23 protein-coding genes are annotated in these 25,987 nt (G+C 47.0%); 10 read left to right on the forward strand and 13 right to left on the reverse strand.

Features of this window, described 5'->3' with window-relative positions; all coding sequences use genetic code 11:
• Positions 1 to 14: 14 nt before the first annotated feature.
• From C9J03_RS12970 to C9J03_RS13005, 8 genes are read right to left on the reverse strand one after another with little or no spacing between them, the layout of a single operon-like run.
• On the reverse strand, positions 15 to 1,337 hold the full coding sequence (locus C9J03_RS12970; RefSeq protein WP_044623063.1) for a DUF3131 domain-containing protein: 1,323 nt from the start codon (positions 1,335 to 1,337) through the stop codon (positions 15 to 17).
• Entirely contained in the window at positions 1,327 to 3,192 is a 1,866-nt protein-coding gene (locus C9J03_RS12975; RefSeq protein WP_044623062.1) for a glycosyltransferase family 2 protein, read from the reverse strand. Before C9J03_RS12975 ends, C9J03_RS12970 begins: the two co-directional genes overlap by 11 nt.
• Before the next feature lie 15 nt (positions 3,193 to 3,207).
• Positions 3,208 to 4,875: a glycoside hydrolase family 9 protein gene (locus C9J03_RS12980; protein WP_044623061.1), complete on the reverse strand. Its 1,668-nt coding sequence runs from the start codon at positions 4,873 to 4,875 to the stop codon at positions 3,208 to 3,210.
• A 3-nt stretch (positions 4,876 to 4,878) separates the two neighbouring features.
• A complete protein-coding gene (locus tag C9J03_RS12985; RefSeq protein WP_249031111.1) occupies positions 4,879 to 7,011 on the reverse strand; it encodes a glycoside hydrolase family 2 protein in 2,133 nt (710 codons plus the stop codon).
• Positions 7,012 to 7,037: 26 nt separating this feature from the next.
• Positions 7,038 to 7,487, reverse strand: coding sequence for an ATP-binding protein (locus C9J03_RS12990; protein WP_044623059.1), 450 nt, complete (start codon positions 7,485 to 7,487; stop codon positions 7,038 to 7,040).
• A gap of 18 nt (positions 7,488 to 7,505) precedes the next feature.
• Positions 7,506 to 8,687: a nucleotidyltransferase family protein gene (locus C9J03_RS12995; RefSeq protein WP_082060590.1), complete on the reverse strand. Its 1,182-nt coding sequence runs from the start codon at positions 8,685 to 8,687 to the stop codon at positions 7,506 to 7,508.
• Positions 8,688 to 8,698: 11 nt separating this feature from the next.
• A complete protein-coding gene (locus tag C9J03_RS13000; RefSeq protein ID WP_039462549.1) occupies positions 8,699 to 9,031 on the reverse strand; it encodes an STAS domain-containing protein in 333 nt (110 codons plus the stop codon).
• On the reverse strand, positions 8,983 to 10,242 hold the full coding sequence (locus C9J03_RS13005; protein WP_044623058.1) for a SpoIIE family protein phosphatase: 1,260 nt from the start codon (positions 10,240 to 10,242) through the stop codon (positions 8,983 to 8,985). The genes C9J03_RS13000 and C9J03_RS13005 overlap by 49 nt, the downstream gene beginning before the upstream one ends.
• Positions 10,243 to 10,551: 309 nt before the next feature.
• Between C9J03_RS13005 and C9J03_RS13010 the strand changes: the two genes are divergently transcribed.
• Positions 10,552 to 11,481, forward strand: coding sequence for a hypothetical protein (locus C9J03_RS13010; protein WP_231580716.1), 930 nt, complete (start codon positions 10,552 to 10,554; stop codon positions 11,479 to 11,481).
• Between the two features lie 77 nt (positions 11,482 to 11,558).
• Positions 11,559 to 12,440: an EamA family transporter gene (locus C9J03_RS13015; protein WP_039462553.1), complete on the forward strand. Its 882-nt coding sequence runs from the start codon at positions 11,559 to 11,561 to the stop codon at positions 12,438 to 12,440.
• Between the two features lie 211 nt (positions 12,441 to 12,651).
• Here the strand turns inward: C9J03_RS13015 and C9J03_RS13020 are convergent, their stop codons facing one another.
• Together C9J03_RS13020 and C9J03_RS13025 are read right to left on the reverse strand one after the other, a co-directional pair.
• Positions 12,652 to 13,572 carry a hypothetical protein gene (locus C9J03_RS13020; protein WP_044623056.1) on the reverse strand — a complete coding sequence of 307 codons (921 nt, stop codon included), beginning with the start codon at positions 13,570 to 13,572 and terminating at the stop codon, positions 12,652 to 12,654.
• A gap of 1 nt (position 13,573) precedes the next feature.
• Positions 13,574 to 13,843: a hypothetical protein gene (locus tag C9J03_RS13025; RefSeq protein WP_039462560.1), complete on the reverse strand. Its 270-nt coding sequence runs from the start codon at positions 13,841 to 13,843 to the stop codon at positions 13,574 to 13,576.
• Positions 13,844 to 14,107: 264 nt separating this feature from the next.
• Here C9J03_RS13025 and C9J03_RS13030 point away from each other — a divergent pair, with 264 nt between their 5' ends.
• Positions 14,108 to 15,565, forward strand: coding sequence for a DUF3131 domain-containing protein (locus C9J03_RS13030; protein ID WP_107291716.1), 1,458 nt, complete (start codon positions 14,108 to 14,110; stop codon positions 15,563 to 15,565).
• 128 nt (positions 15,566 to 15,693) lie between these two features.
• The gene (locus C9J03_RS13035) at positions 15,694 to 16,491 is read left to right on the forward strand and encodes a family 16 glycosylhydrolase (protein WP_052829741.1); all 798 of its coding nucleotides are present in this window, start codon (positions 15,694 to 15,696) and stop codon (positions 16,489 to 16,491) included.
• 19 nt (positions 16,492 to 16,510) lie between these two features.
• Here C9J03_RS13035 and C9J03_RS13040 read toward each other — a convergent pair whose 3' ends face one another.
• The 3 genes from C9J03_RS13040 to C9J03_RS13050 all read right to left on the reverse strand — a co-directional run bounded on the left by C9J03_RS13040 (position 16,511) and on the right by C9J03_RS13050 (position 19,359).
• Entirely contained in the window at positions 16,511 to 16,786 is a 276-nt protein-coding gene (locus C9J03_RS13040; protein WP_044623054.1) for a hypothetical protein, read from the reverse strand.
• A 185-nt stretch (positions 16,787 to 16,971) separates the two neighbouring features.
• Positions 16,972 to 18,189 carry a NupC/NupG family nucleoside CNT transporter gene (locus C9J03_RS13045; RefSeq protein WP_039462568.1) on the reverse strand — a complete coding sequence of 406 codons (1,218 nt, stop codon included), beginning with the start codon at positions 18,187 to 18,189 and terminating at the stop codon, positions 16,972 to 16,974.
• Positions 18,190 to 18,441: 252 nt separating this feature from the next.
• Positions 18,442 to 19,359, reverse strand: a complete 918-nt coding sequence (locus C9J03_RS13050; RefSeq protein WP_044623053.1) for a LysR family transcriptional regulator — start codon at positions 19,357 to 19,359, stop codon at positions 18,442 to 18,444.
• Positions 19,360 to 19,850: 491 nt separating this feature from the next.
• Between C9J03_RS13050 and C9J03_RS13055 the strand changes: the two genes are divergently transcribed.
• The 6 genes from C9J03_RS13055 (at position 19,851) to C9J03_RS13080 (ending at position 25,924) form a co-directional block, all read left to right on the forward strand.
• The gene (locus C9J03_RS13055; RefSeq protein WP_044623052.1) at positions 19,851 to 20,669 is read left to right on the forward strand and encodes a phosphate ABC transporter substrate-binding protein; all 819 of its coding nucleotides are present in this window, start codon (positions 19,851 to 19,853) and stop codon (positions 20,667 to 20,669) included.
• A gap of 102 nt (positions 20,670 to 20,771) precedes the next feature.
• Entirely contained in the window at positions 20,772 to 21,683 is a 912-nt protein-coding gene (pstC, locus tag C9J03_RS13060) for a phosphate ABC transporter permease subunit PstC (protein WP_044623051.1), read from the forward strand.
• A 5-nt stretch (positions 21,684 to 21,688) separates the two neighbouring features.
• Positions 21,689 to 22,555: a phosphate ABC transporter permease PstA gene (pstA, locus tag C9J03_RS13065; protein ID WP_044623050.1), complete on the forward strand. Its 867-nt coding sequence runs from the start codon at positions 21,689 to 21,691 to the stop codon at positions 22,553 to 22,555.
• Between the two features lie 18 nt (positions 22,556 to 22,573).
• Entirely contained in the window at positions 22,574 to 23,323 is a 750-nt protein-coding gene (pstB, locus tag C9J03_RS13070) for a phosphate ABC transporter ATP-binding protein PstB (RefSeq protein WP_044623049.1), read from the forward strand.
• Between the two features lie 199 nt (positions 23,324 to 23,522).
• The gene (locus C9J03_RS13075) at positions 23,523 to 25,169 is read left to right on the forward strand and encodes a mechanosensitive ion channel family protein (RefSeq protein ID WP_044623048.1); all 1,647 of its coding nucleotides are present in this window, start codon (positions 23,523 to 23,525) and stop codon (positions 25,167 to 25,169) included.
• 311 nt (positions 25,170 to 25,480) lie between these two features.
• Complete coding sequence (locus C9J03_RS13080; protein ID WP_044623047.1) at positions 25,481 to 25,924, forward strand: META domain-containing protein; 444 nt, start codon at positions 25,481 to 25,483, stop codon at positions 25,922 to 25,924.
• The last annotated feature ends 63 nt before the right edge of the window (positions 25,925 to 25,987 follow it).

Genomic DNA, 25,987 nt, shown 5'->3' on the forward strand with positions numbered 1-25,987 from the left:
ATCACAGTTGCGCTTTACCTAACGCCAACACTCAGCAAGGCTCCATTTTCGATATACGCCAACGACTCCAAAACTATCCCATTGGTATTGGCAGTAATTGCTTTATTCACCCGGCCATCGACTTCATAACGGCCTGAATACCAACCTTTCTCTTCTGAGAATAAATTTTTGGCATCTTCAATCAACAAATCAGTATACGGGGTGTCATAGAGGGCATACCAGCCAAATGCCGCCTTAGTCGACAGCGTTTTGAGGTGTGAAGCATCTTCACCTTGGTCTGTTATCGCATTCCACTCTTTGCCATCGGAAAATACGGTGTTGTAGACAAAGTAAGGCGCTTCATCGACGTTATCCTCACTCACCGCGGTTAAAATCCCAGTACGGTTGTAACGGTTTTCCTGTGCTTTATAGACACGGTGAGCAAAAATCTTCGACACGCTATCCGCTCCAAACTCCAGGCTGTCAAGGATGTAAGATTCACTGACCACATAGTTATGGGCATGGAATTTCGCCGGATCGCGCAAGTCAGTCGGAATATCAACGCCATCGATATTACGCATTTCAAGATAATCGATATACTTCATTGCATTAAATACATCGCGTCCCATCAGTGACATGGCTTTTGATGCATACTCTTCATAACCGATTCGGCCTTCCTGAACCAACTCCATCTCAGTACCACCGTCCTGGTGCGGGCGAGAGCCATACAGATAACCGTCTTTGATCATGACGCCCACATCCCAATGATTGAGCACAGCGTTTACATGGCTGTTAAATTGCGGGTACTGCCACACCAGAATGTTCAATGGCACCAAGATCCGACCGATATCGATGGCCGACCAACCGATACCGTTCGCTACAGGATTATTTTGGTAGTCCACCATTTCAATGGATTGGGTGTTGTAAGCTTTGTTCGGCAGCTTGCCATCTATCAGCGGAAGGCGAGCAAGGGTATGTAGCGCTTTTTCCATCCGTAGTTCAAACTTGCTCTGGCTGATAATATTGAGTTTTTCGGCGGCTAATAGACCCATCAGGTAAGACGCGGTATCCCACATAGTAGTTGATGGATAGCCATCCACCGAATTTACTAGTCCGGTATTTTCCTGGTAATTATTTTCGAAATAAGTCCAAGCGGTGTTGGCCCATCCAAACTCTTGCTCGGAAAGTACACGGCTCTCTCGGACTGGGATCTCTTCAGTGGCCTCGAACGTAATGTTGCCTAAAATACGGCCATAATCACGGGTTTCAATATTGAACGCAATGACGAGTGCAGTAAAAAGCCCCAGCAAAAAGACAATATGATGCCGTGCATTGACGACTGCTTGCTTAAATTCCATATTCTAATTCCTCAGATTCCTGTTCCTGCGTCTTATTTACTGGTGGTGGCGTCCAATAAGCGGCAGCAATCATCCCCCACATCGCCATCATGTTGTTGATTGTCCAAAAACTGTTGAATATCAAACCACCAATAGAATAGCTGCCAAACATGCCGGTAAAATAACTGAACCATGCGAAGCACATACTAAATAAGCTCAGACCAAAGACCAGCTTCTGCGGTATGACCAAATGGCCAAAGGTACCGTCCTGCCTTTCTTTCGGCGTCGCCGGAAAACTGATCTTACGCCCGCGCAGAACGGTCCACAGCGCCCGCATATTGACCGGAAAGAAGGAGAGGAAATTGGTTTTTCCTTTATAGCCCGCCACTCCCCACGTACCGACCATCATGGCCAGCTCCGCCGTCAGGACAAACGGAATGAAGTGCAAGTAGAAGGTCACGTCATAGGCACTGACCGGCGCAATACTGGTCAGGAAGTAAATGATCGGACAGGTAAGAAATATAATGTTCCAGATCGCCGATAAATTTGACCAGAAGCTGGCACCGTACATCATCTTCTGCTTGAGGCTCATCCCCTTCCGAAACAATGGGTTGTCATTCATAAAGATATCAATCGAACCGCCGGAATATTTGAATCGCTGCACTGTCCATGTCTGCAGATCCTGCGGTGACAGCATCTTGCTCTCGACTTCGGGGTGCATGACCGAGCGCCAGTTCCTTTCGGTATCCGAATGCAACACGATAGAGGTGTAGATATCTTCCGATACATGGAATTTATAAGGGGTGAACTCAGTATCGAAAATGATCTCCTGGCGCAGGTTATCAGAAACATCCCGATCAACTGTTTTCTCTTTAGTGATCTTACGGATCTGCTTTTCGATTTCTTTGTGCTCTTTGCTGATCTGCTCGCTGTAGCTGCGGAGCGCCGCTTCCATGACCGCTTCGCGGCGGTGGATCGACCCCGCACCACAACAAAAGGAGGCATTCACCCAGTTACGGCGGCGCTGGATGACGTCGTAGAACATCTGGGGATCATTAACGTACGGGTCTTCACCTATTTTGACCGGCCCATAGAGCTTCTCCACCCCACGGCCTAACGGTACTGCCCATTTACCCAACTTACGCTGCAGCCAATGTGGCAGGCGCTCTCCCTCAGGTAAGTCAAAAAACCATTGTGGAGTCTGCACCCAAGCGACATCCGGGTCACGGAAGTAGCCCATGGTATGCTCAAGAATGGTCGGAAACGGTCGAGTGTCAGCATCACAAATCACAATGAAGTCACCATACGTCTGCTCCAAGGCATTACGCAGGTTTCCCGCCTTAAAGCCAATGTTGCTTTCCCTTGTGATGTACTCGACACCCATCTCTTCAGCCAACGCCTTCATCGACGAGCGCTTGCCATCATCGAGAATAAAAATCCTGATATCAATATCATGGGGATAGCGGATCTTCTGGGCATCCTCGATACTCAACCTGACCAGCTCTGGCTCCTCATCATAACTCGGGAAAAACACATCAATACTGATCGGTCTGGTTTCGCCGGCCTCTGGGCTGTCTTTTGCCACGCATTCATTGATGGTATGGGGTGGGGCTTTCTTCGGCTCATCCTTGGTCTTCCACAAATTGAAGGTAAAGAGTATCGAACCAATAAAGGCACAAGACTCGGCAAAAACCAACGGGAAGGAAAACCACATAGCGTCGTAGTTCAGCGCATAAGTCCAGCGCCACCACAAATACCATATACCCAAAGTGAGATTACAGGTGGCAAGGTACTGGTAGAGCAGTTCTCTCGACATGCTATAAGGCACCGGCTCTGGTGGCTTACGATGTTCGAATTCCTTGAAATAAAAATCCATGAGCTTTCACTCCGGTTAATAATGATTAAAGTAAGCGTGATGCACGGCAATCAAACCAATCAGACTGGCGTTGTAATCAATAGCGAACTCATTAACTGCATAGGACTTCTCGCTATCCACATAACTCAGCATTCCCATATTTTTTGGCGCAACCCCGGCTTGTGCCATCTCATTCGGTCCACCAACGAGGTAGCCAGGTAAACTGACTCCTGTCGCAATTCGGTATAGGTGATGAAGATTGCGAACCGAATAGGTACCACTGTGGGTTACAAAACTCATATCGAAGGCATTGGCGCCCAGAAGGTAGTCAATTTGAGACTGAACCGAGGCACGGTTTTCTAAGTGCCCTTGGGCAAAGTCTGCCCAGGCAATCAAAATTCCCGCTTCTGCCGTCATCTTGTTAGACCCCCAGATGAAACGCTGGTTGGCCACCCTAAAGGGGGACTGGTTTACCTGCTCAATATAGCGAGATGCGACTTGGTCTAAGTCGTTAGCCAATTGATCTCTAAACTCACCTTTTTCCTCTGCCAAAATGAGGTGCCATACCCCCATTGCTGCCGGGTTCTTCCACTCGAAAATCTCTATCCATTGCGGGTCATACCTTTCTTTAAAGGCACGTTTGAACTTCGCTTGGCCTGTGGTGATATAGAGTTCGGCATATGCCCAAAGCCGATCATCGACATCGGTCTCCAGGGATAGCTCCTTATCAAACTGGCTCTTCATGTATGGGCCGGAGCCACTGTCATCCCCTTCTTGCCAATCGATATATTGCTCTTCTTGGCTTGAGAGGTAGTTAGCGGCATGGATTGCCGCACTGAGATATTGGCGCGATAGGTCAGCGTCGTATGGTTTGATAACTCGTGCGGCAAAGGCCATGGTCGCAGCGAATTTAGCGGTTTCAGGCGTACTAACGCCATATATAAAGCGGGGTTGGTTATCCTGCCAAGGACCAATTTTAGCCGGCCAACTAGCACCTGATACCTTACGATACACAGCACCGTCTTCGCGCTGCATTTTCAATAGCCAGTCCAGTGCATAGATGGACTCATCAATAATGGCAGGCCTCTCACTTCCCGGTAGTTTGGTTTGGGCATACAGCTGAGGGGATTGCCGGTATGCCTCTAGCAATCTCGCAACGGTAATGGTCGTTGTCGCCACATACTTACCAAAATCGCCGGCATCATACCAGCCACCGACAACATCCAACTGGGTACCGGCTTTATGGAAAGCATCAGTTCGAAATATCTGGCCATCTAGCATATGGCTTTCTGGGCGGTTCATACCTGTAGAAATGTCTTGTACTGCCATTCCTGAACGCTGTAGATAGAGTGCGTGAACCAAGCGCTCATTAAGCGGAAGGTAGGCATCGGCACCAATTTGAAAAGGCACAGATTGGCCACTGCCGGTCACCAATTGATACCAACCCGAGCGGTTTACCTGCGAAAAATCAACTGAAGTGACCTTACGCTCATCAGGCAAGATGACCTCGTCTGATCGTTCCAGTTCGGCAACGACACGACCATCTGCGACAGATATTAATTGCACGTCATTGGCCTGCTCTGCCAATACATAGGCAAACTTATCCCCTGCCGGTAGGTACCCTGACTGGTTTACCATTATATCTGCGCTCTGTGCCGAGAAGGCAACCGTTGCTCCCATGATATAACTAAGCACCTTTGTCATAATCTAGCCTTCCAAATCCTGTGCAAGGTAGCGGTTAATACTCACTGTTTCGCCCTTGTTATCCCTAAGCTCCAACGTCAAATAAGAAGCCAAACCGTCTATAGGCTGCTGATTTGCAACCTCAACCAACGAATTAGCAGCAATGTTAAGCCCTTCGAATTTCCAGCTCTGCTGGTTATAGCTGTTAGTCACCACCAATGAGGCATCATTAAAACTGATGAGAGAGTCATTAATCACGCTCAACGTCAGCGAGGGCTGCAAGGCTGTCAGGTCAACTTGCGCAATAGCCAATACTGGCTGATATGACTCCTTCAAAGCGTCATAACCCGGCTTAGGTACCCTATCGACATCCAATACGGACCAAGTAACCGATGGCCAGCTATCGACAAACATAAATTGATATATCGCGGCAACCCCCTCCTCTTTATTCAACCTTAGGTGCTCGGCAGCAAATTTGGTTACTAGCCTTTGATATTCCTGTGAATTATTCCAGAACTGTGATAGCGATTCACCTTGTTGAATATGAGCAATATTCACTGTTTCATGATGCTGGTAATTATGGTAGCCAAGGGTGTTCAACATATCGTTACTCATAGGCCAATCCGCTTGCCCATCGAGGATTTCTTGCATCATTGCCCAATTCGGCATTGCCTGTGCGCCAAACTCACTGACAATCATCGAGGGTTGGTAAGTCCGGTAATCTTTATAGGAACCCGAGTACCAACCTAACCACGGGTGTTCATGGGTATAGGAGGCCTTGCGCACTACCCTGCCGTCTTCTGCATTCAAAAGCGCTTGGTATACTCTCTCTGACAACAGCTTATTCTGTTCCGGTTGATATGAGGGATACTTGTACTGCATCCAGGAGGCATCCCACGGCGGTTCGTTGTGACCCGCCCAAAATGCAATCGAAGGGTGGTTAAACAATAAGTCTGTCATCGCTCTAGCTTGTCGGGCCGCCTCAATTGCAAAACTGGGCGTGTCGCTATATCCCCATTGCAATGGAAAATCCTGCCAAACCACCAAGCCGGCTTGATCTGCCAACTCATAAAATGCCTTACCAGCCACATGGGCGTGGACACGAACACCATTGATATTGGCCTCTTTCATCAAGTCGAGATCTTGCCGATACTGTTCGACAGCTACCTCACCCAGCCATTGACTGGCGATATAATTGGTTCCCCTGATAAAATAGGGTTTCCCATTCACCAGAAACTGTTTCGTTTCACTGTCTAGCGCTATCTCCCTAAAGCCAAAAGCAACGGTTTTTTTATCCGACAATTGGCCATCAATGAAAACAGAAACGGTAAGATCATAAAGCGTTGGCTGACCCCAATCCCACGGCCACCAAAGCTCCCGGGCCGCTTTTGGAATATTAAGCACAAGCGAGTTTTGACCCGCTGTAACCTCTTGTTCAACGGTATATCTTTCAGATTGAAAGTCTCCCTGCCGCTTTAGCACCATTTCTACTGTTGCTATCGCCACGTGGGTCGAGTCTACCGCCAGCTCGACCCTTGCCGAAGTAATGTAATTATCGATATGGTGAACCTTCGACCTAACCTTAAGCGTATCTAGCGCTATTGGGCCAGTTTGCCTCAAAATGACATCCCCCCATATACCTCCAGAGTTCCAGTCTTGCCCTCGTTCGGACCAAGCCCCCCCCGGACGGGTGTCATGATGATTCAGCACTCCCTTGATCAAGGATTTACGCAAAGACCAATCTTTTGTTTGCGGCTCATTCGGGCTATTGACCCATACACTTAGAGCATTCCCACCACGCTGAACGAGGCCGGTGACTTCCATATGGTGGGGAACAAAATAACCCGTTTGGCGTGAAACGTATTTTCCATTAACAGTAACAACAGACTCATAATCAACACCATCAAACTCAAGCCAATACCGGCTTAATTTACCTAGGTTATCCAGTTCAAACTGCCTGTCATAGTAAGCGGCGCCTGCATAATTGAATCCTGATGTCTTCCAATGTCCAGGTACAGAAACACTGAACTGTCTGACCCTGTTTTCATCATCAATTATCTCTAGGCGCCAGTTTCCATTTAATGATTCATTATTAACAAACCAATCATTATTTAATGAAAAAGAAGCACAAGAAGATAATGAGAATAACGTCAGCAACAGTATTATTCTCATATTCCACCTATTTATAGAGCGCGTTTAAATATTTTAAATGTGTTTTTATTACCATTTTTAATATATTCAAGATTGTCAGTAAGTTGAACGACAATAATGAATCCCCGTCCCGATGTGGTCCATGTTTCAGGATCATCAGGATCAGGTTCAATAAACTCACCACTAACTGCGCGGTTAAACTCCTCCTTGCTCATTGACTTGCCATAGTCTGATACTTCAAAGACCAACTCGTTATCGGAGTTAAAAAAGCATGAGCATTCTATTGGTTGTTCATTGGAATACTGATAAGCATGCTCGTAGGCATTATTCACCACTTCCACAAGGCATAGTTCAACTTGATCAATGATTGCTTGCGAGATTTGGTTTCCTCGCAAGTATTCCTGCATATCTTCAGCAATATCACGTGATACATCCGGAGAACTGCTGTACAGCTTACTAAACCGCTCAGTAACTATATCCATTGATAAGCCCTTAATTATTTAGTTAAGAATTTCATCCTCTTTATCGGATCCTGAGGGGACATAAGTAGAAATGCTTCCCAAAGTTCCCATCATAGGCTGTACTTGGCGCCGATCATTGAGAATATTGACCGCCTTGAGTTCATTCAAAGACTGGGTATAACCATCATGACTGATGAAGTAATCGCCGAACACGGTTTTATCTTGAACATAGGCAGCTGAGGCAACATGGATATATTCACTCACTAAGCTCTGCTTTATCACTGCGCCCGATTCCACTTTGCAATTTGCCCCAATAACAACAGGGCCTTCAATGATCGCTCCGGGCTGGATTTCGCAACCACTGCTGACAATCACCGGAGGCGTAATATCACAGCTATCAATATCAAAAACCGTGTTGATACCCACCCAAATACCCGGTTTGACTTGTGTCCCAGGTACGGGATAGCCAGGCACTTTCCCTTTCATGATATCGCTAGTTACGGCCCAGATATCACTGATATTACCGACATCCAACCATTGGAACTCCATACTAGTCGCATAAAAGTCGACGTTACTTTCCACCAGCTTGGGGAATAGCTCACTGCCGATATCGTATTCCTGTTCGGCAGGGATATAATCGAAGATTGCTGGCTCAAAGATATAGATACCGGTATTAATTTGGGTCGACAGCGCTTCTTCTACCAACGGTTTTTCTTGGAAACTGGTCACTTTCCCGTAATTATCCGTTACCACCACGCCATACTTAGACACTTCTTCCGGCGCAACATCACGGGTCACAATCGTCGCAATACCACCGTGTTGTTTATGGCGGCGAACTGCTTCGGTGAGATCCAAGTCAATCCATGCATCGCCACAGACAACGACAAAGGTCTCATCAAAAAATCCTGAAAAATCCTGGATCTTTCGCATCCCACCAGCGGAGCCGAGTGCCTTGCTGACAAAGTGGCCGTCAACAATTTCACCTTCGTAGGAAAATGAAAGCTGGACATTGAAATGATGGCCATCGCCAAAATAATTCTCGATAACTTCGGCCAAATGGCTGGTGTTAACTACAATCTTATCAATGCCGTGTGATGCAAACAGCTGAATCATGGATTCCATCACGGGCTTACCCAAAATCGGGATCATTGGCTTGGGGATAATTTGGGTAATCGGCCTAACACGTGTTCCTTTCCCTGCGGCGAGGATCATTCCTTTCATGCCATACTCCTTTATGCCATGGTTGCGACAGCATCTTCTATCGTGTCAAAGCTGGTGATCAGCTTGTCCATACGGGTTAATTTAAGTAACTCCTTAACAGCACGCTGTGGATTTACTACGCTGATCTTCTTCCCTCGCAGCATTTTATATACGGCCATCACAGCACCGAGCCCACTGCTATCCATAAAACGGACTTCTGACAAATCTAGCACGAGATGGCCACCAATACCCGATGACAGTTTCTCGACTTCTTCCCTAAAACTTGGTGCTAACTTGGCATCAAAACGTTCTTCTTTTATTTGAAGAATCGTGCATTGACCTTGGTGGAAAGTTTCATATCGCATAGCTGCTCCCTCTCTGGATTGCCCTTCCATTCAACAACAAGCACACTAACATCATCATCAAACTGTTCAGCCTGCTGCCATTTTCTTACACTGTTAACTAACAACTCTGTTTGTAACGTCGTCGGCTGCTCATTCACTTCAACAACCGCTTTACGAAACCCCTCTTCCGAAAACATTTCGTCACCTTTTTCCGCTTCAGTGATGCCGTCGGAGTACATCCAGACTTTGTCGCCTGGCTCTAGCTGAATATATAATGTCTCGTATTCGACGAAATCAAACGCGCCAATGACAAAGCTTTCCTGGCCAACCAACTCAGCATCCCCTAGCCTTGAGTGCATCCAAACCAAAGGGGGATGACCTGCGATAGAAAAATCCATTCTCCCAGTCTTAATGTTCAGCACGGCATAGACCATTGTAAAATAGAGTAAGTTCTGATCGTTGCTTATGTATCGCTCATTGAGACGCCTTAAGACCTCGTGGGGTTCATTTAGCCGGTAATAAGGAGGCTCATCCAGTGTCGTTTTCACTATTGAGCTATGGCCAGAATTCACCGAAAGACTTTGCTGAACAGAAAAAGACAGCAGTGCCGAAGATACGCCGTGCCCAGCGACATCTAGCAAATAAATAGCGACGTGATCTTCATCAAGCTTCATGTAGCCAAGCATATCCCCGCCAATTTGTGCACTAGGAATAGACTCATAACTTAACTCTACCCCAGACATGGTGTTTTCTGTTGGCAATAAGCGTTTAAGTAACTCACCCGCCGAATCCAAATCCTTTTTCATGGTAGCGTAAGCCGCGTCTAGGGCTTCATTTTTGGCGGTGATTTCATTGTGCAATGCCAATGTCCGAAAGCCAGCCTGGATACGCGCCTCCAGTTCATCGACGTGAGTATCTTTAACCACGAAGTCATCGGCACCAGCATTGATCCCGCTGACAATGGATTCTTTGTCATCTTTGCCTGACAACAGCATGAAAAATAGATAACGGCCATAATTAGCCGACTTCACTCTAGAGCAAAGCTCAATCCCATCCATCTCCGGCATCATCCAGTCGCTAAGGACAAATTGAATATCAGGGCGCTCCTCAAGCACCTGTAATGCATGCATGCCATCGTTCGCGGTTATGACATCAAAACCACGCTTGGATAGGACTTTCTCCATGAATAAAAGCATGGTTCTGTTATCATCGACCAGTAAGATTTTCTTCATCCAATCACCTACAAACCATGCCTCCCAAACATAAAATATATGCTTGCACATCAATTATTTTCACCAAACGATATGCAATTACTTTTATGTACAGCTTCATTCTAGTAAGGTTTATTAGACACAACAAAAAATTGTTCATTTTCTGTTCGTTACCTCAAATATTTACTGGTAGTTGATTTTCGTTGCTATTACGGCAAGCTACTACTCGTGATTGTTAACTCCTCAGTACATAAGGAGATGGGCTTGCGTTGCTTCGGTTATTTAATTTGGCTTTTGTACTCTGCCATGCCTTGCATGGCCGATGAGTATATGAGCGAATCTCGCAAGCATGCTCCAAGCCCATCCTCCCCACCCCTAACGCCAGCAAGCAAGATCCCAAGCTTTGGAACAGATGAGGAGGAAACTGAAGCCGATTTGATCTGGAAAGGGGTATCCAGCTCTTTTCATTTTCCTTTCGAGGAGTGGGAGGAAAATAAGGACAAGTCATTCTTGCACGGGCTCAGTGGCAACCTGGGGTTTGGTTATCCGCTGCTGGAAACACCTGCGGCAAATATTCCGGCCAATGCCACCAACGGCCCAGCCAATACCAACATGACCACGACCCTGTCGCTCAAGTACACTATTTTGGGCAACTGGTTTGTGTCAGGCACCCTCTATTACTATTGGGATGGTGATCAACAGCAGCCTTGGAATCCAGACTTTACCTATGTGTTTGGCTACAGTGACTGGCGCCCTTATACCTTCAGCCTGATGTACGCCAACTATGGCGGAAATCGGTTTAAAGCCACCGATGAGCAACCTATTACCAACTTCGATCAGGGAACGTGGTCGCTGGGCTGGAAGTTTCCTGTCGTCGACCCAGTAAAAAGCTGGCTGACCTTTACCGATGAAGGGGCCATTGGCTGTCAAATTGATTTCAACTACACGCCTGAATATTTCGACCTAGCAACCACTTCTTATATGACAGGGCACAAAACCCTCAGTCTGGGCTGCAAATACTCCATATTTGGCAACTGGTATGTCAACGGCACCGCTTTTTATTACTTCGACAGTTCACAACAGCAACCTTGGAATCCGGACTACACCTACGGTTTTGGCTATTTTGACTGGCGCCCGGGTACCATCACGATTCAATACAACAACTACTCTGGAAACCGCTGGAACTCATCTGATCGTGGCGAAGATACTGGGCGATTTAAAGATGGTTCTATCACCATCGCTTACTCTTTTTCTTTCTGATTAATAACCAATTATTTTCCATCTTCAATACATGTCCGCTACACTGACCAGCCGCTCTTCAACACGATGGAATCGTAATGTCATTTAGCTGGATTGCTTTTACTCTCCTCGCCGCTCTTAGCCAGTCTTGGCGCAATGCCTTTCAAAGCAAATTAAGCAAAGATTTGAGTGTGGCGGGTACAACCTTGGCACGCTTTATTTTTGCTAGCCCACTTGCTTTGATGTATTTAATCGCACTGTATCAATGGCAAAGTGCACCGATGCCAAAGTTTAGTGGCGAGTTCTGCTTTTATATCATCGGCGCAGCTGTCATGCAGATAATCGCTACTGGCCTGATGGTATTGCTGTTCAAACTAGAAAACTATGCCATTGGTGCAGGGCTGGCAAAATGTGAAGCGCCGGTCTCAGCGGTACTTGGCGTGTTATTTTTCGGGACAGTTTTAACCTTTACGGGTTGGATAGGCGTATTGCTGGGGACACTAGGTGTGCTGTTGCTGAGCAGCTCGTCAGGGTGGCGCAGGCTATCACTGAAAACCCTACTGCTTGGGGTGAGTTGCAGTTCAGCCTTTGCCCTCACGTCATTGTGGATCAGAGAAGCCAGCCTGAGCTTACAACTTCCCTTTCCTTTCAGCGCCGCTTGGGTACTCTTTTTAGTCATACTGCTCCAAACCTTGCTGATCACTGCCTATTTGTTAGTGAAAGAGCGCCATACTTTAGCCGCTATGTACGTAAGGCCTAAGCTCGTCATCATGACAAGTTTAACCAGTGTGATCGGCTCTCTTGGCTGGTTCAGTGCCATGTCACTGCAAACAGTACCCTATGTAAAAACACTTGGCCAGGTCGAAATCATTTTTATGATCTTCATTTCATACTTCTGGCTTAGTCAGCGTATCAGCTCCAAGGAAATCCTGGCACTGGTGCTGCTTTCTTTAGCCGCTATTCTGGTAATGTGGCAATAAGCCCCTTGTACACCCAGCAGGATGCAACGCCCTCTCGTGAAATGAAATAATGAGCCTGTATAAATTGCAAAGCAGCCAATCGAGCGTTTTGATAATACTCAACAGTAATATTCACGACTTTGCCAGTTATTTACTGGTATGCCGTTCGACAATTAAAGTTCCCCGCCCACGTTGTCTTTTTCTGTCCTAGAAGCACTATCTATCACTACCATTAGTCAACCACACACAGTTTGCGATTTTGCGAATTAATCATACTGTCATTAGAAATAACATAATAATAAAACTCCTCACGCATTTTATACTTCTGGATAAAGGTTCTAATGTGATTAAGCAGACTTTTTGCCTCATTGTAGCGATATAGGTAGTCTTTATCACACTCGTTCACGACATCCAGATCAACCCGAAGCTCATTGAATTGATCCATTAGTTTACTAACCCGCTCTTCGTTTTGCTTTTCAAGTGCAGAACTGGCATACAGCTTCTCAAATTCAGCCCGCTTTCTCTCCCATTCATCAACACTGGAGATCTTGGCGCTAATTTCAGCTTCTTGAGATTGTAGTTGGGCAAGCTCTTGATCCACCATCAATTGCGATTCCGTCAACTTCCTCCGCTCTTTAGCTATTGCAATATTTACTTCTCTGTCAAAACGCCGCTGTAGACTATAGAGCTGAGAGCTTTTCTTCTTCAGGGCTTGCTGTGAATCAATATACTGTTGTTCAAGCAACGCAATCTCGCTATTTTTATCAACGAGTAGAGTACTGGTGGCATTAATTTCCTGTTTGAGGAAAACATATTGCTCATCCAGCTTGAGCAGCCGATCATCCAGCTCATCAATCACCCGTTGCTGCTCTTCCAACTGGGCTTGTTTTGAGGCAAGCTGCTGCTGAAACTCATCAATTAGCGTTTGTTTCTCCACCAGCTGCTGTTCGTATTCATCAAACATATTCTGGACTAATGAATAGTCCATTTGCCCTTGGTCATATTGCCAATAGAAGTACCCTACCTGAACCAAAAGCATAGCGATAATGATACCGGCAAGAACGGCTAACCGGCGCGGAAAAAACATGAATTTCTGCTTATGCTGAACTAAAGGTGATGACGATACGTTTGCGCTGTTTTTACTACGTTTCATATCAACCCTCATGAGCGGTTTTTGTACTGACTCCTACTTTCACCCGGCACTTGGGGCAGATGTATGACCGTTTATGAATTTCGGCATGACAGGACGGGCAAGTGATGTGCTTTCTGTCCTTACTCAGGTAAATCAGCAAAGCGCCAATCGGCCCCAAGACATAGCCCAACAAAATACCGGCGATTAAATTCCCTTTCTGGTAACCCAGGTAGGTCGACAAGCAGAAAAACACCAAATAAAAGAAGAACCAGAATACGATACCAAATTCCATATGATCACCGCTTTTTATGATTAAAGTAAGCCCATCACCACGTTGCTAACGTATCCTTAAGCCCCCATACGCCACTAGCAGTATATTAATTATAGGGCAAGCACAAAAAATACAATGAAGAATTTGGAGATAATTAACTAAACTTCAAACAGTTAACTACGAGAGCAGCGTCACACTTTTTCTCTACGCCAGTACCAAACTATCCCAACTTGTGGGCTAAACCGATATAACTAACTAAGTAGATAGACAAGGAATGCCGACTTAATGCCAAAAGCAGTTATGCGAGCGACAACAGCACTACGAACAACAGCATTGTATACTGCTCTGTGTACTGCACTGTTGATGTCGTTTTCAGTGATGGCTGCTTTTAATACCGAAACAGAAGAGCCCTACCCTAGTTTTTATGGCGCGCGCAGTGTAATCTCCAACCAGCAGAGCATCACAGACAATGATGTCCAGTTCCAGCGACGAGCTATAGCCCCCGAGGTGACAAACGAAGAAGAAGCTTCGGAGAATAAAGCCGCACCTCCAGTGCTTGCCACTCCCTCCCGTACGGAGCTAACAACTTTCCCTCTTTCTGCTGTCACCCTTAGCCGAAACGAAGGGCTGCTTGCCAAAAAAGCCTATTACTATTTCGAACAAAATTGGAATGAGCAAACAGGCTTTTTCGATTCTGTACAGGGCTACCATCACACGACAATGTGGGATGTCGCCAGTGGTATTGCCGCCATACTTTCGGCCGAAGGACTGGCTCTCATCACAACCGAACAAGCCAATGACAAACTGACAAAAACCCTGGCTACCCTGCAGGCACTCCCGCTCTACGAACAGTCTTTACCTAACCGGGAATACAGCACCCGTACGGCTACCCCCTCAGGGAGATATAGTACTGACAGTTCCAATGGCAATGGCTGGTCGGCTTTGGACATAGGCAGGCTTTTAATCTGGCTTGAAATAGTCCGAACTCACAAACCAAAATTCAATCCCGCTATCCAGCGTATTGTCGATAAGTGGCAATTAGAGAAAGCGGTATTCCAGGGTACATTGTACGGCGAGCTCAAAACGGGCCAAAAGAGTTACTACCGCCAAGAGGGCCGGCTTGGCTATCTGCAATATGCCGCGTACGGCTATAAACTGTTCGGCTTTGATGTCAGTACAGCCTACAAGCAGCAAGACATCGCCCAAGTGACCGTCGAGGGGATCCCACTTGTGGTTGATCAGAGAAACCTCGCTTATTTCACTACGGATCCCTATGTGCTGTTGGGCATTGAAATCGGCAATCAGAAGCAATGGTGGAACCAACTCAATGCCCTATTCGAATTACATAAATTAAAATCAACCAAGGAAGCAAGCTATTGGGTCTTTGCCGAAGATGCCATGAGCCGAGCGCCGTGGTTTTCTTACAACAATATGTATATCTATGGCAAGGCGTGGGTCAGTATCGCACCAGGTGGTCAACCGATCGAAAACCCGCAAATTTTTAGCAATAAAGCGGCCTTTGCTCTGAGTGTACTATTTGATGGTGATGATTTCGGGTACGAACTTGCCGAACAGGTGGTCGCTAACAGTCTGCCACATCGAGCGGTCCCCACCGGCGTCTATCTAAATGGCGGTCCAAACACCGCCTACAACATTAACACCAACTCACTGATATTAAGTGCATTATGGTATAAAAAACGTCACTATACTCCACTCATTAAGCCAAGCAATGCCGTACTTTAGTGCCCGCTAAAGGCATTGTCGCACAATTTTAAATTTCGTCTCAAATCCAAGACGGCCCTCCAGCTATAGAGCAAAAAAATCCTGCTACATTTAGTTCTGGCACTTTTATTTCTCATGGATCAGTCTTTATGTCGTTACGATCTCTACTCCATACAGCAGGCTTATTCAATATGCTAACAATGTCGCCGTTTTTGCTGGCTGGTAACTCAATAACAGATCCCCTTACCGCACTCAATACTGAGCTTTGGTGGAAATCCGATGGCTGGTGCAATGGTTTTCCGTTTGACAGCCGCTGGGAAGGTGAAGCCATTTCTCATTCGGCAGACGGCATGGCAATTACCTTAAGTCACGCGCCCAACGGCGAGGATGCGTTTGAGTTTCAATCTGGTGAATTAAGAAGCCATGATTTTTATGGATATGGCTGCTACGAAGTGGAAATAAAACCAATCGCGGAACCTGGAGTGATCAGCTCATTCTTCCTGTTTGCCGGCCCTTATGACAAGCCAGAAGATGGCAATGGCAAGCACAACGAAATCGATATCGAGTTCTTGGGCCACAATACCAGTGTCATGCAAGTCAACTACTGGACCAACCATGACAGCCACGCCCGCAGCCACGAACACCTTATCTACTTGGATTTCGATGCCTCGCAAGATTTTCACCGCTACGGCATCAAATGGACCAAAGACGCCATCAACTGGTATGTTGATGGCAAGCTAGTCCACAGCGTACAGAGCACTGGCGATGATCCCACCCCTTCAGTAACAGATAGCCGGCTTAGGATAATGGCCAATGTATGGGCAACCAGCCATCAGATTTCGAACTGGGCTGGCGAATTCAGCCAAGACCCTGCCACTACCGTAACGGCCGAGTACAAGAACTTCCGCTTTGTGTCCGACCCAACATGCGCGCAAGGAAACGAGTAATGGCTTTGCTTTATTCCCGTCAGGCGCGTTTGATCCGTACCACTTTCATCACTTCAAAGCTCAATCCGGCCACCACCTCAGAAGCCGGATAATAGGTCAGATTAACCTTTGCCCCCGTCAATGATTGGTACTTTTTCTTGCGCTTGAATTTAAATGGAACATCATACCCTTCAAGCATTAGGGAGTGCATTATCCAATCACCGTCCTCGCGTTGACGGTGTGATACCACTTTCTTATCTTCCGAATGAATAAGTTCGCAATGTTGATTGAGTAGCCTATCGACGTCTGATTTCATCATATCGCCTATATCGGGTCCATATATCACTAGTGAGACAGACACTACCGGATTGCCCACTTATACTCAAATGGTCCTTAGGTCTTACATTGCAGTTCGTATGTTCCCCGAGAGCATACTATTGATAATAAAACAGAGTGCGTTGCACTCTGTTTTCTTTTGTATGCTGATTGCCTAGCTAGTTATTAGAAAGACAAGAACACGCCGGCGATTGTTGCACTCATCAGGTTTGCTAAGGTTGCAGCAAAGATTGCCTTGAACCCCAGGCGGGCAATATCAGGACGTCGGCTTGGTACAACACCACCCAGGCCTCCCATCAGCATGGCAATAGAAGTCAGGTTGGCAAAACCGCACAAGGCAAATGTTACGATAGCCTGCGAGTGGCTACTGAGCTGATCCTTCACGGCAATCAGATCGGCAAACGCAACAAATTCGTTAACGGCAATCTTCTTACCAATCAAGCTTGCTGCTACCGTGGCTTCTGACCAAGGCACACCAATCAACCATGCCACTGGCGCGAACAGGTAACCAAAAATCAACTCAAGGCTCAGGTTGTCGATCCCCGTCCAGTCACCCACGTGAGCCAGACCGCCATTGATCAACGCAATCAAGCTGATAATCGCCAACAAGCTGGCACCAACGGCCATCACAATTTGCAGGCCGCTCAATGCACCCTGCGTAGCCGCATCGATAATGTTAACTGGCTCGTCTTCACCGCCTTCATCGGCCGCGTCGTCATCGTTGATCACTTCTGTCTGAGGCACCAAGATTTTTGCCATCATCAAACCTGCTGGGGCAGACATGAAGCTAGCAGCAATCAAGTAGCTGATATCAACACCCAGGCCCGCATAGCCAACCAAAGTACCGCCAGCCACAGAGGCCAGGCCGCCTACCATCACGGCAAACAGTTCCGAGCGGCTCATCTTGGCTAGGTAAGGACGCACAACCAAAGGTGCCTCTACCGAGCCGACAAAGATATTCGCGGTCGCCGACATCGATTCGGTACGGCTAGTGCCCAGCATACGCTGCAGCAAACCACCGATGCTGCGAATGATAAAGCCCATAACGCCGAGGTAGTACAGCACCGAGATCAGCGCTGAGAAGAAAACGATCGTTGGTAGGACATTCACCGCGAAAATAAAGCCTAGTTTGAACTGAGCCAGTTCGCCAAACAGGAATTCAGTGCCCACACGGCCGTAATCGATAATTCCTGAAACCGCCGAGGACACAGAGTTGAGGATCTCGCGACCTACCGGGACATATAAGATAAAGCCGGCAAAAACTAGCTGAATGGCAAAGGCACCACCCACGGTACGCCAGTTGATTTCACGACGATTTTCAGAGAATAGAACTGCAACCGCAAAAAGCGTCATCACGCCTAGTGCACTGACCAGATAGCTCATGGCCAAACTCCACAAATTTGTTAGTAAACGATTGCGGAGGCATTCTATTCAGAATTAAAACTGTGACAAGGATCAACTTGTTACACATATTTACACTTTAGCCACATCAGCCTTGGATTTTGCTTATAGAAACGGCAAATCATGCTGTTTAGTCATGATTGGTGCATATACGGGATACTATTGTCACTATAGTTGACAATTCTCTCCTCGATTCAGACGAAAACGATACCGTATTCGGTGGCCGGTTGATGATTAAAGCACCTTGTCCCAGTACACTGGCTCACCAATTTTCCCCCTGACAAAATCCAGGAAGGCCTGCACCTTCTTTGGCAGGTACTGATAACGGGGATATACAGCATACAGCGGCATATATTGGGAGAGCTGCCAATCAGGCAGTAAACGGACCAGCCGCCCTTCCTGAAACTCCTTATCCAATAGGTAGGTTGCCAAGTACCCCACCCCATGGCCTGACAAGGTCGCATCAAGGATCGCATCCGCCGAATCGACCCGGTAATTTCCCGATACCTTGATATTTTGCTGCTCGCCGCCTTGCTCGAAACTCCAAATATTATCTTTGCGCTCCCGGCTGTAATAAGTAATACAGTTATGGCTCGCCAAATCTTCAGGTCGATAAGGCACACCACGTCGGGCCAGATAGTCAGGGCTGGCGGCGAGGACGAAATGACAATCGGCCAAATGCCGTGCCACGAACCCTTCCGGGGGCGAATCCGTCATGCCGATCCACAAATCCAGCTGCTCGGCGATAAGATCAACCTTGTGATCAAATAAGCTCATCTCAACATCTAACTGAGGGTATTGCTGATGAAAAGCCGCCAGGTATGGCGCAATGTGATGGCGGGCGAATGATTGGGCGCTGCCAACCCGCAAAATCCCCTGCATGCTATCACTGCTCTGAACAAGCTCGCTTTCCGCTTCGTTTATTTCAGCCACAATATTGGCACAGTGCACTGCAAAGCGCTCACCCGCTTCGGTCAAGGCAAATGAACGGGTCGTGCGCTGCACCAACTGTACCCCGAGCCTTTGCTCCAGTTGCTGGACCTGCTTACTGACCTGGGTGCGGGATATATCGAGCAGTTGTGCGGCTTTAGTAAAGCTGCGCTGATGGGTCAGAGCATTAAATACCACCATCTGTTGGGCTTTTTTAATCATCATGATGCTTTTATTGAACTTGGAGTGGGGGTAATTGTATCAGAGCCAACATCAAAGATTGATTTCATCTGGCCAATCCCCCCCAGTTACAGCGCGCAAACTTTGTCCAATTGGGCATAACAGCAACAGCTGATGAAGCAAAAAGGCGATAATCAGAAAAAAAAGGGTAACTTCGACAGGTCTTTTTACAGTGGTAAAACCAGGTGGATTTCGGCGCCAATTTCAGCCTGCTCCATCGCGGCCACTCTCATCCCCCCGCCATATCATGGCCATACTATCTGTCTGATTAGTGGGTAAATTACTTGTATTCCCCCATACAGGTTGCAGCAATAACTGGAACAGAGATCAAATTGGACAGGTATTAAACATTTATGAACAGCGTCATAGAGTGTTCAAAGTACTGAAACAATACTGTCATACTTCTTCCCTAATCTTGGCCTCGTTCATTCAAACCTATTGGCAATAAGGCCAGCTTTTTAAGGATTAGGAAAATGAAAACAAAGGTTATTGGTGCACTAGCCCTAGCAGGTTCAATGGTTATCAACCCAGCAATCGCAACTGAAACTGTTTCTGTTGTAGGCTCGAACTCTGTTACACCTATCATGGAAGTTCTAGGTGAGACCTACGCACAATCTCATGATGTCACTATCGAGGTTCAGGGCCCAGGTTCATCTGCCGGCGTTCGTGCTGCCCACGATGGTTCTTCTGATCTAGGTATGAGCTCTCGCGATCTGAAAGATTCTGAGAAAGCAGACAACATCAAAGAAGTTGTTATCGCTCGTGACGGTATCGCGGTCGTTGCACACACAAGCAACCCAGTATCTAACCTTTCTAAAGAAGAAGTGACCAAAATCTACAAAGGCGAAATCACCAACTGGAAAGAAGTTGGTGGTGAAGACAAGCCAATCGTTGTTGCAACTCGTGACACCGCATCTGGTACCCGTGGTGCTTTCGAAGACATCATGAACCTGAAAATGAAAGTCAACGATATTTCAGTATCAGCTATCTCTCAGCGTGCACAAGTAGCAAGCGGCAACGGCCAGCTAAAAACTATCGTTGCTAACAACCCATTCGCTATTGGCTACATCTCTCTAGGTTCTGTTGATGGTTCTGTTAAACCGCTATCAATCGACAACCACAAGCCATCAGTTGAAGCTATCCAAGCGGGTGAGTACGGTGTACAGCGTCCATTCCTAGTACTTTACAAAGAAGGCCGCCCATCTGCAGAAGCACTTGAGTTCCTTAAGTGGATTAAGAGTGCTGAAGGCCAGAAGATTGTTGCTGACAAAGGCTACATCGCTGTTAACTAAGTAAACGTTTTATTTTCCGGTCATCATCTGATGGTGGTGGCCGGTTTGTTGATTCCTCGGTATTCGGATAAACCTTGTTTAGCCAATATCTGGAGTAAAAATATGACCATCGCAAATAACATTGAAAGTTCAGCCAAAGGCTCATCGCTGAAAGCTAAAGATAAAGTCGACTGGCGCGAACTGTTTTTTAAATACCTATTTTTATCGAGTGCCGCACTTGGCATTCTCTCGCTAATCTTAATTGGCTACTTTATTTTCCGCGAAGGCTACGATGCCTTTGCCCAAGCCGGTGTGGGTTCTATCGTATTCGGCACCAACTGGCTTCCACCAGCGCTTTACGGTATCGCTCCGATGATCGTGGCGTCTGTAGTCTCTACTGCAGGTGCGGTTGTTCTGGGTGTGCCAATCGGCGTACTGACGGCGATTTTCATTGCCGAGGTTGCTCCTAAGCGCCTTGCCAATACAATCCGTCCGATGATTGAACTACTGGCAGGTATCCCGTCTGTTGTATACGGTTTCTTCGGCTTGGTTATCATCGTCCCCCTGATTCAAGATGTCTTCGCCGTACCTGCGGGTAACACCATCTTGGCCGGTATCATCGTGCTTGCGGTGATGATCCTGCCAACGGTTATCACAGTATCTGAAACATCAATTCGCGCTGTACCCCGTACTTACAAAGAAGGTTCGTACGCTCTGGGGGCCTCGCAAATGTTCACTATCTTTAAGCTGCTTGTACCAGCTGCCCGCTCAGGCATCATGACCGGCGTTATCCTGGGTGTTGCTCGTGCTCTGGGTGAAACCATGGCGATTATCATGGTTATGGGTAACTCTCCGGCAATGCCACAAGGTCTGTTGGATTCGGCCCGTACCCTGACGGCCAACATTGCGATTGAAATGTCATACGCAACTGGCTTGCACGCAAGTGCACTTTACGCAACGGGTATCGTTCTTCTGGTCTTCATCATGGTACTGAACGGTGCGCTTCTTTATCTGAACCGTGAGCGTGCGAGGTAATCACAATGGCTCTTAAAGGTACAAATACACAAAAGCAGCAGATGAAAGACAAAATTTCTCTGGCGCTTATCTGGTCGGCAGCCTCTATCACTGTAGGCTTCCTAGTGTGGGTAGTTTGGTACATCCTAAGCAATGGCCTGTCTTATGTAGACTGGTCGTTCATCACCAACAACTACACCACCATCGGTCAAGAGTCAGGGATCTGGCCAATGATCGTATCAACCCTATACATGGTTGCCGCTTCAATCGGTGTGGCTGCGCCACTGGGTATCATGACTGCTATCTACCTGACAGAATATGCAAAAGTGGGTAGTAAGCTAGTTAAAGTGATCCGTTTCTGTACTGAATCACTGGCCGGTATTCCGTCGATTATCTACGGTCTGTTCGGTATGACATTCTTCGTTGTCGTAATGGGCTTTGGTTACTCTATCCTGTCAGGTGCCCTGACCCTGAGTATCCTGATCCTCCCTGTTATTATCCGCACAACGGAAGAAGCACTAATGGCTGTTCCTCAGACTTACCGTGAAGGTTCATATGGTCTGGGTGCATCAAAGATTTACACCATCTGGAGACTAATCCTACCAAGCGCTATGCCAGGTATTGTTACCTCCATCATCCTCAGTGTAGGTCGTGTTATCGGTGAATCCGCACCGGTCTTCATGACAGCAGGTATGGTTGCCCGTATCCCAGAGAGCATGTTCGACTCTGGCCGTACGCTAACCGTTCACCTGTACAAACTAACGCAGGAGCTATACACAATTCACGAATGGAACCAGGCATACGCAACCGCCACCATTCTAATCATTGTTGTTCTTGTTATTAACTTGCTAACGAAGCTCATCGCTAGCCGATTCAATACTGCGACTTACTAATTTTTGAGGAAGAGAACCATGAACAAATTTAATATTGAAAATCTAGACCTTTACTACGGCGAGAACCAGGCACTGAAGAAAATCAACCTGCCAATTCCTAACCGCAAGGTTACCGCACTAATCGGTCCGTCGGGCTGCGGTAAATCGACACTGCTGCGCTGCCTTAACCGTATGAACGACCTGATCGAAGGCGTGAAAATCGACGGCAAGCTGACTATGGATGGTGAAGATGTTTACGGCAACATCGACGTAGCTCAGCTTCGCATTAAAGTCGGTATGGTATTCCAGAAACCGAACCCGTTTCCAATGAGCATCTACGAGAACATTGCCTACGGCCTTCGTGCCCAGGGTGTTAAAGACAAGAAGATCCTCGATGAAGTGGTCGAGCGCTCGCTACGTGGTGCTGCCCTGTGGGATGAAGTGAAAGACCGTTTGAAATCACACGCATTCGGCCTGTCGGGTGGTCAGCAGCAGCGTCTGTGTATTGCCCGTACCATCGCAATGGAACCAGAAGTGATCCTGATGGACGAACCAACATCAGCACTTGACCCTATTGCGACCAAGAAAATTGAAGATTTGATGGAATCGCTGAAGAAAGACTTCACCATCGTTATCGTTACCCACTCGATGCAGCAGGCCCGCCGTATCTCTGACCGCACGGCCTTCTTCCTGATGGGTGAGCTGGTCGAACACGACTCAACAGACGTGCTGTTCAACCAACCAGCTGATGACCGTACCCGCGGTTATGTAAACGGTGACTTCGGTTAATAGCCTTTTGCTCGCTTCCTCAAATCGTATGCAGAATTTTGACGAATAATAATAGCGATGGTAAATATTGCCCCCTCAAGTAGGGGGCCTTTTTTTCTCAGTCAACATTTTTCTTCCTTCCTTTCCTGAAATTAAGCCAGCACCAACGCAATGGATTTCTATGTTTATTGATACTTAGGTATCGCTCGGAGTCCGATTCATGCGCTGGCTAGTTATCTTCGCCCTCTTCTTCTCCCTCTTGTCTTTTGCCGAGGAAACCGAACAAGCCTCGGATCAAAAAAAGGATGAATTTGCCAAGATAGAACAGTTAGACGCCGAAATGGCTGAGCTTTACAAGGACTCTCAGGGAAAAGTCGGCACAGCAAAAAACATCATCGATATGCAGGTGCTAAAGAAAAATGAGGATATCCGGGCTGAACTGCAAAACCTAATCAAGAATCGGACCGAAGAGAACACCCCAAAAGTCACGAAGTTTGTCAATGAACAGGTCGAGTACCTTAACCTAGCGATTGATTTTCTGTTCAAACGGATCGCCATACTGCAAAACGATCTCGATGATGTGGATCTTGAACAGAAGCTCATTACCCAAAAAACACTCAACGAAACTACCGCGTTCTACCACACTATTTTGAGTGAACAGTGGGTCAATTTCGGCTGGCTGGAGTTATTGGGCACCCCGGCCGACAAGAGCAAGCTGGCTCTGATCAAAGACATCGAGCAGCGACTCGATTTTTTATCCGCCAAGCTATCATTTGACCACCAGCAGGAAAGCGTGCTATCGGGCCAGATCAGATCTGCCGCCGATGAAGAAAAGGCCTCATTGCAACTGCAGTACATCTTCGCCCAGCGTGAAGTCGCCAGTGATATCGACAACCTGCAGTTTATCGTCGATCTTGCTAACAAAATGAAAATCGATACCACCGATTTCACCAAGCAGTTGTTCGTGATCTCCGGTAACCTGACCAATGAGATATTAGACTACAAGGTCATCCTGTCATTGCTGTCCGACTGGCTAGAAGATTTTCGTGACTGGCTAGCACAAAACACACCGCAGGCCCTGTTCAAAATATTCATCTTCCTGCTCATCATTTTCATCTTTAAAATCTTGAAAAACATCACCCGGCATATCGTCACCCGGGCGGTCTCGGCTCCGACCCTGCGGATGTCGCAACTGATGAAGGACTTTTTCATCTCTATCAGTGGCAACACGGTATTGTGCATAGGTATCTTGATTGCCCTGTCGCAAATAGGCCTGAATCTTGCTCCGGTCCTGACCGGTTTCGGTGTCGCCGGGGTGATCATCGGCTTTGCCTTGCAGGACACGCTGTCGAACTTTGCATCCGGTATGATGCTGCTGATCTACCGCCCTTTCGACGTCGACGACTTTGTCGAAGCCGGTGGCACCTCGGGCAAAGTAAGCCATATGAGTCTAGTCAGCACCACAATCAAGACTTTTGATAACCAGATCCTCATCGTACCCAACAGCAAGATCTGGGGTGATACCATCAAAAATATCACTCATGAAAAGGTGCGCCGGGTCGATATGGTCTTTGGCGTTAGCTATAGTGATGATATCGAAAAGACCGAGAAAGTGCTTGAGGCAATCATCACAGAGCACCCGATGGTACTCCGCTCGCCCGAGCCTACGATCAAGCTACATACCCTCAATTCATCTTCTGTCGATTTTATCGTGCGTCCCTGGGTCAAGACCGAGGATTATTGGGACGTCTACTGGGATATCACCAGAGAAGTCAAAATGCGCTTCGACCGAGAAGGGATTTCTATTCCATTCCCGCAACAAGATGTTCATCTGCACATGATAAACAAGGCAGCCCCCCCCAAATAACACCAAGGTAACAGGCTCAGCGAAATTAATTGGACTATGAATAAATGACGCGGGCTTAACATTTTTTCTTTTAGAGTTATTTAAACTACTATCTCTATATCCAAGTGCGATAAACTGCTTGGATATAGGTTAAAACCTAACCAAACCTGAATATTGCAGTGTTAAGTGTGTTTTTTATTTTCTCTCACACGAAAATCTGATATATATTGTAAAACAAGATAAAAAACAGCGTACAATTGATTACCAACAATAGTATTCAGCAAAATAATACTTTGCCCAGTAATCATCTGTACTTCTAGGGATTAATGATAATGAAGAAACGTTTCCTTGCTGCACTGGCAGTACCTGCTCTCCTTGCCGCCTGTGCCTCTAACACTGATAGCAAGCCGACCACCGCTATGATTAGTCAAACAGACCTTGCCACATTTAACTGGGTACTGAACAAAGTTGATGGTAACGAGCTTCAGCTTGCGGAACCTTTCAAAGCACCAAATCTGCAGTTATCTGCAGATCTAGGTGCTAATGGTCATGCTGGCTGTAACCGTTACTTTGGCCAAGCCGAGCTCAATGAGGGCAAGCTTCGCATCGAGAAAATGGGGATGACCATGATGGCTTGTCCCGAGCCTGCAATGGAATTGGAACGTGTCATGAGCACTACGCTTATGGATTGGAGCACGGCCACAGTGGCGGGTAACCAGCTGACTCTAACAGGTACAGAGCATACGCTGACCTTTACTCGTACCGACGCTGAGTAACCGTTTAATACCGCGATTCCCCTAAAAAAGGCGCCAGAGGCGCCTTTTGTCATTTTTATCTTG

This window comes from Photobacterium gaetbulicola (assembly GCF_003025515.1).
GTDB lineage: Bacteria > Pseudomonadota > Gammaproteobacteria > Enterobacterales > Vibrionaceae > Photobacterium > Photobacterium gaetbulicola.